Source organism: Spirosoma migulaei (genome assembly GCF_054776855.1).
Genome location: NZ_BAAHBG010000008.1, coordinates 125,985 through 131,723, shown reverse-complemented (window position 1 = coordinate 131,723; position 5,739 = coordinate 125,985). Strand labels below are relative to the sequence as shown.

4 protein-coding genes are annotated in these 5,739 nt (G+C 49.2%); 2 read left to right on the top strand and 2 right to left on the bottom strand.

Going from position 1 to position 5,739, the window contains the following annotated elements; genetic code table 11:
• Window positions 1–21 precede the first annotated feature (21 nt).
• Complete coding sequence (locus tag ACYVGO_RS10215) at window positions 22–2,427, bottom strand: ABC transporter permease (protein ID WP_460969168.1); 2,406 nt, start codon at window positions 2,425–2,427, stop codon at window positions 22–24.
• A gap of 296 nt (window positions 2,428–2,723) precedes the next feature.
• Between ACYVGO_RS10215 and ACYVGO_RS10210 the strand changes: the two genes are divergently transcribed.
• Both ACYVGO_RS10210 and ACYVGO_RS10205 read left to right on the top strand, forming a co-directional pair.
• The gene (locus ACYVGO_RS10210) at window positions 2,724–3,812 is read left to right on the top strand and encodes an AAA family ATPase (RefSeq protein WP_460969167.1); all 1,089 of its coding nucleotides are present in this window, start codon (window positions 2,724–2,726) and stop codon (window positions 3,810–3,812) included.
• Window positions 3,809–4,462, top strand: a complete 654-nt coding sequence (locus tag ACYVGO_RS10205; RefSeq protein ID WP_460969166.1) for a DUF4276 family protein — start codon at window positions 3,809–3,811, stop codon at window positions 4,460–4,462. The genes ACYVGO_RS10210 and ACYVGO_RS10205 overlap by 4 nt, the downstream gene beginning before the upstream one ends.
• Window positions 4,463–4,489: 27 nt before the next feature.
• On the opposite strand, the gene ACYVGO_RS10200 is transcribed toward ACYVGO_RS10205, so the two are convergent.
• Window positions 4,490–5,739 (bottom strand): ABC transporter permease (locus tag ACYVGO_RS10200; protein ID WP_460969165.1); only part of this gene is annotated, 1,250 nt, incomplete at its 5' end.

Here is a 5,739-nt window from a genome sequence, read left to right as displayed (position 1 = left end):
GTGCTCCCTGCCCCGCGCAATTTATTCACTTCGTAAACTCTTTACCGGATTCGTCAGGGCGGCTTTCACGCTTTGGAAGCTCACAGTTAGTAAGGCAATGAGTACGGTGAGTCCACCAGCCAGTAGAAACACCCACCAGTGAATGTCGGTGCGGTAGGCGAAATCGTTGAGCCAGGTGTGCATGGCGTACCAGGCCACGGGCGAAGCAATAAGCAGCGCCACAACCACGAGCTTCATAAAGTCTTTTGAGAACATGGCCACCAGGCTCACTTCCGACGCGCCCAGTACTTTGCGAATGCCGATTTCCTTGGTGCGCTGTTCGGCCATGAACATCGACAAACCAAACAAGCCCAGACACGAAATCAGAATGGCCACACCCGCAAATACGCTAAACAGCGTTTGCTGTGTCTGCTCACGAGCGTAAAGACGGTCGAATCGGGCATCCAGAAACTGGTAGTCGAACGGGCGTTCCGGGAAGAACTGCTTCCAGACGGTTTCAACACGCTGTAAAGCGGCTGGGACAGAGCCTTTCAGGGGAACCGACAGCCAATTGAGCTGGCCGGGTCTCAGAATCATGGCCAGAGCGGCCATTTGCTGATGTAATGACTCAAAGTGAACGTCTTTCGTTACACCAATGATCTGTCCCTTAGCGGGGCCATACTGAAATGGTTTACCAATGGCTTGTTCGGGCGTCCAGCCTAATTGCCGAACAGCCGTTTCGTTCAACACAACCATCGACGTATCGGTAGAATGGGAACGGGAGAAGTTTCGTCCGGCAGCCATGCCAATCTGATACGCTGGAATGAAATCGTAATCGACACTCAGCCCACGCAGGTTAATTTTTACCGGCGCCATCGTGTCGCCTTTCATGGCCATAGCCCCATACGAATCGAGTAACCGACCCGATGGAATTCGGGATGAGCGGCCCATATCCCGCACAACGCCCGTCTGGATAAGTTGCTGTTTGAGGGTTTCATAATTCGTTGTCGAATCGCCCACATCTGGTAGTAGCAGGACCTGATCTTTGGCATAACCCAGCCGATAGTCCTGAATGTACTTCATCTGGTTGTAAACAACCGCTGTGCTGATAATCAGGACAATGGCAATCGCGAACTGGGTTATAACCAGCACCTGACGCAGTTTGCCCGTACGCATGGTGGAGGCAATCTGTCCTTTCAATACACCCAGTGGCCGGAAGGATGTGAGGAAGAACGCCGGATAGCTGCCCGCTACCAGGCCTGTCAACAGCGTAATACCAAGTACAATGCCCAGAAACCCTGGGTCGAGCAATTGCTTAAACACCAGTTGCTTATGCGTGAAGTCGTTGAGGGCTGGTAGAAAGAGAACGACCAGCAGACTCGCAATGCCCAGGGCGATCGTTACCAGCACAACGGATTCGCTCAAAAACTGACCAATGAGCTGGGCGCGCAAAGCCCCTACAACCTTGCGCATCCCAACCTCTTTGGCCCGCCCTGCCGAACGGGCTGTTGCCAGATTCATGTAGTTGATGCAGGCGATCAACAGAATGAATAGTCCAATGGCCGAAAACAAATAGATATAACTGATATCGCCGGTTGGCTCCACCTCCGAATCCGTATGCGAACGCAGGTGGATATCGGTGAGTTTTTGCAGATTCAGTACTGACCAGAGTGACGCTTTACGCCCTTCTTCAGGCGGAACATGTTTGTCCTGAAACGCCGGGAAAGCCGCTTCGATGCGTTTGGGATCAGCTCCCGGCCTTAGTAATAGGTACGTATTGAAGGAGTTGTTGCTGTAGTTCGTCCTCAACCCTTCAGCCCCGTAAACCCGGTTATCGTTAAAGGTGGAGAGCGAAATTAAAATGGTGGGATGAAAATGCGACTGAGCGGGTAAGGGTTCATAAACACCCGTAACGGTCATGTCGAACTGGTTATTCAATCGAACGGTTTTCCCTATTGGATTCTCATTACCGAAGTACTTCTCCGCCATTGGGCGGGAGAACATGATCGAAAACGGATTGACCAGGGCAAGGTCGGGGTTTCCGCTAACAAGAGTAAAATCGAATACCTTGAACAGATTCGATTCGGCAAAGTACATGTCCTCTTCGTTGAACGAGTGTTCGCCGTAGCGGACCAGCCCATCGTTACTGATTGTGCGCACGACTTGCTCTGCCTCCGGAAAATCCTGTTTAATCAGCGGGCCAAATGGCGGTGCAGCCTGCGCCAGTTTCAGCGAGGCAGTTCCATCCGACGAGAGGAAGGTCCGGGTAACGCGGTAGATACGGTCTGCCTTGGTGTTGTAACGGTCGTAGCTCAGCTCATCCTTCACGTAAAGCGCAATCAGCAGAAAACACGCCAGCCCTACAGCAACGCCGGTAATGTTGATAAACCCGAATGTCTTGTGTTTCCGCAAATTGCGAAAAGCGATCAGCAGATAATTGCGTAGCATGAGGAATACAGTAATTGGCGCCATACAACGTTGTCCAAATGCTGTACCAAAAAATTAACTACTTGATTATCAGTGGTTATTTTTGTTTTTATAGAAAGCGTTGTCCGTAAACGGACGCCAGACGGACAGTTGCGGACAGTGTCTGACCGCGCGGGCGGCCCCGCCGGGATTTATGTGATTTTATTGATCGACTATGATTTTGTATGATTCCACTCGCATAACCTCTACTGGATAGCTCTAAGCAAGAAGAAGTTTCATAAGCAGAGGAGGTAAAAAAATTAAGCGTAGTTTTGGGTATGGATGGGCAACATACATTACAGTCAATTTTCGTAAGCGGCTTTCGGTCAATCCAGAGTGTCGACCTGCCAATTCGAAACCTAAATATTTTGATTGGGCAAAATGGAGCGGGCAAGTCGAATTTTATCGAGTTGTTCCGCTTTCTCCATGAGATAATTAACCAGCGTTTACAGGTTTATACCGCCGTGAAAGGTGGAGCGGATAAGTTGTTACATTATGGAAGCCGGGAAACTAAAGAAATTAAGATTCATTTGCTGCTTAGCGATGCTCATTACCAAATGAATCTAATTGTTGCTGAAAGTGATCGGTTGATTATTGAGAATGAAGACGCCTTTTCCGCTGTCTATACTAGTGCTGGTGATTTATCAGGTGAGTCACTCTCGGACGGGAGTAAAGAATCAGGATTACTTAAAAACAATTATTGGATTAGCCGCCTGATTCGGGAGGTGTTGTTCGACTGGCGGGTATATCATTTTCACGATACGAGTGCTGAAGCTCCGGTTAAAAAGTTTAGTGATATAAACGATACTGCCTTTCTGCGGGCTGATGCAGGCAATCTGGCTGCTTTTCTGTGGTATATGCAGCAAAAGTCGCTGAAGCATTACGAACGAATTGTCAGCACAATAAAACTGGTATTGCCTTTTTTTAGTGATTTTGTATTTCGACCGAATCCATACAACGAGCAGAAAATTCTATTGGAATGGCAGGACAATCGGTCGGATATGCGCTTTAACGCGAGTGATCTTTCGGATGGTTCATTACGGTTCATCTGTCTGGCAACCTTACTTCTCCAACCTAAACTCCCCAGCCTGATTCTTTTAGATGAACCCGAACTGGGTTTGCATCCTACTGCGCTAGCTCTATTGGCGGGTTTGCTGAAAAAAGCTTCATCGCGCACACAGGTTATCGTTTCAACACAAAGTGTTAATCTGGTTAATGCATTTACACCCGATGATATTATTGTCGTTGATCGTGAAGATGGGCATTCTACTTTTCGGCGACTACAGACTGAAGCACTAGCTACCTGGCTCACCGAGTACAGTTTAGGCGATTTGTGGGAGAAAAATGTAATTGGTGGTACGCCATGATTCGACTCAACATAACGGCTGAGGGGCACGCCGAAGAACAGTTTGTTAATCAAATTCTACGTCCACATTTACTCCCGTTAGGAATTTATGCCGATGTGCGTCGGCTTCGTACCAGCAAAGGCCATCGGGGAGGCTATACCAGCTTTGGAAAAGCTGAGTTCGATATAAGACAGTGGCTCAGTGAAGACCCCACTGCCTGGCATACTACATTGATTGACCTTTATGGCTTAGATAGCCACTTTCCAGCCTTTCAGGAAACTCGACTGTTTCGCCCATACGACCGCGTTTCACGACTCGAACAGGCGTTTGGCGAGCGTATTGCCCACCATCGATTCATTCCTTATTTGCAACTGCACGAGTTTGAAGCGTTACTTTTTGCCGATCCAGTACATACCGAAGACTGGCTACAACTCGACCATCCTGAATTGCCTGCAGGTAGTTTAACTACCATCAGACAAGCGTACCAAACACCAGAAGAGATTAACGACAGCCCACTTACAGCTCCGTCGAAGCGTATTTTGTCACTTTGTGCAGGATATAACAAGATCGCCGATGGAATCCTGATCTTGAAAGATGTAACACTAGCTGTTTTACGACGTGAGTGTCCACACTTTAATGAATGGGTAACGAGGCTGGAGCGCTTGACATGACCCCTAGGCTGTTTAAACGAACTCCTGCTACTCACTCCTCAACGATTTCACCGGATTCATCAGGGCTGCTTTCACACTTTGGAAACTCACGGTTAACAGGGCAATACCTGTTGCCAGCAAACCGGCCAGTAGGAACACCCACCAGGCAATGTCGATCTTGTAGGCGAACCCCTGTAGCCAGGTGCTCATGGCCCACCAGGCGAGGGGCGAAGCCAGAACAATGGCGACTACAACCAGTTTCAGGAAATCTTTGGAGAGTAGGCTAACGATACTGGCGACCGATGCGCCTAGCACTTTGCGGATACCGATTTCTTTGGTGCGTTGCCCAACCGTGAATGCTACGAGCCCATACAGCCCAAGTCCGCAGATGACCATCGCCATCAGCGCGAATACATTGACGAGTTGCGAAATGGTCGTTTCTGTCTCGTAAAACTTCGCGAGTTGATCGTTCAGGAATTCGTACTCAAATACATCGGTTGGGTACAGTCGTTGCCAGACGCTCCGAATATGGGCTAGCGTCTGCGTTGACGATGCGCCTGAAATTCGGATGCCTGCCTGCCGATACATGTTGGGAAACGACGCAATAAAACAAGGCCCAATCACTTCATGCAACGACCGTTGGTGGAAATCTTTAACGACACCGACAATGGGCAGCGGCACCGACGATAAATAATATTGCATCCGTTTGCCAAGAATGTCCTGCGGATTACGAAAGCCGAGCTTATGGAGCAGTGTTTCGTTGATGACATACTCCCGAATCGAATCTCCTTCAACGATGTTACGACCCGCTACCAGTTGTAAATTGTAGGTTTTTAGATAATCAGCGTCGGCGAGTCGCTCCCGGGCGGGGAAGTTGGTCCAGTCATTTTTGGGGCCGAATTTGAACGAGCCGCCGTTCATGACTTTGGCCGAGGGTGGTCTATATTGTAAGGTCACCGCCTTGATGTCTGGGTACTGGCTCAATTCGCTTTTGAAAGCCTGCCATGATTTCTTTTCGGAAAAAGGAAGGTTGACAATCAATACATTATCCTGCTGAAAACCCAGATCGGTTTGCCGGATAAACTGCATCTGTCGCATCACCACCAGCGCCCCAACCAGTAACGCCTGACAGACGACGAACTGTAGAACCACCAACCCCTGCCGCAGCGAGTATCCGCCGACCGATGTTGCCGTTAGTTTGCCCCGCAGACTCGCCCAGGGACTGAATCCCGACAAGACAAAAGCCCGGTTGGTTTCTATTGTTTGCAACGGCTGATTGATGACATTGATAACCCGAC

Bases quoted from the DNA above. Each gene is read 5' to 3' on its own strand.
- ACYVGO_RS10210 (WP_460969167.1), top strand. From the start codon at position 2,724: ATGGATGGGCAACATACATTACAGTCAATTTTCGTAAGCGGCTTTCGG.
- ACYVGO_RS10205 (WP_460969166.1), top strand. From the start codon at position 3,809: ATGATTCGACTCAACATAACGGCTGAGGGGCACGCCGAAGAACAGTTT.
- ACYVGO_RS10215 (WP_460969168.1), bottom strand. From the start codon at position 2,427: ATGCTACGCAATTATCTGCTGATCGCTTTTCGCAATTTGCGGAAACAC.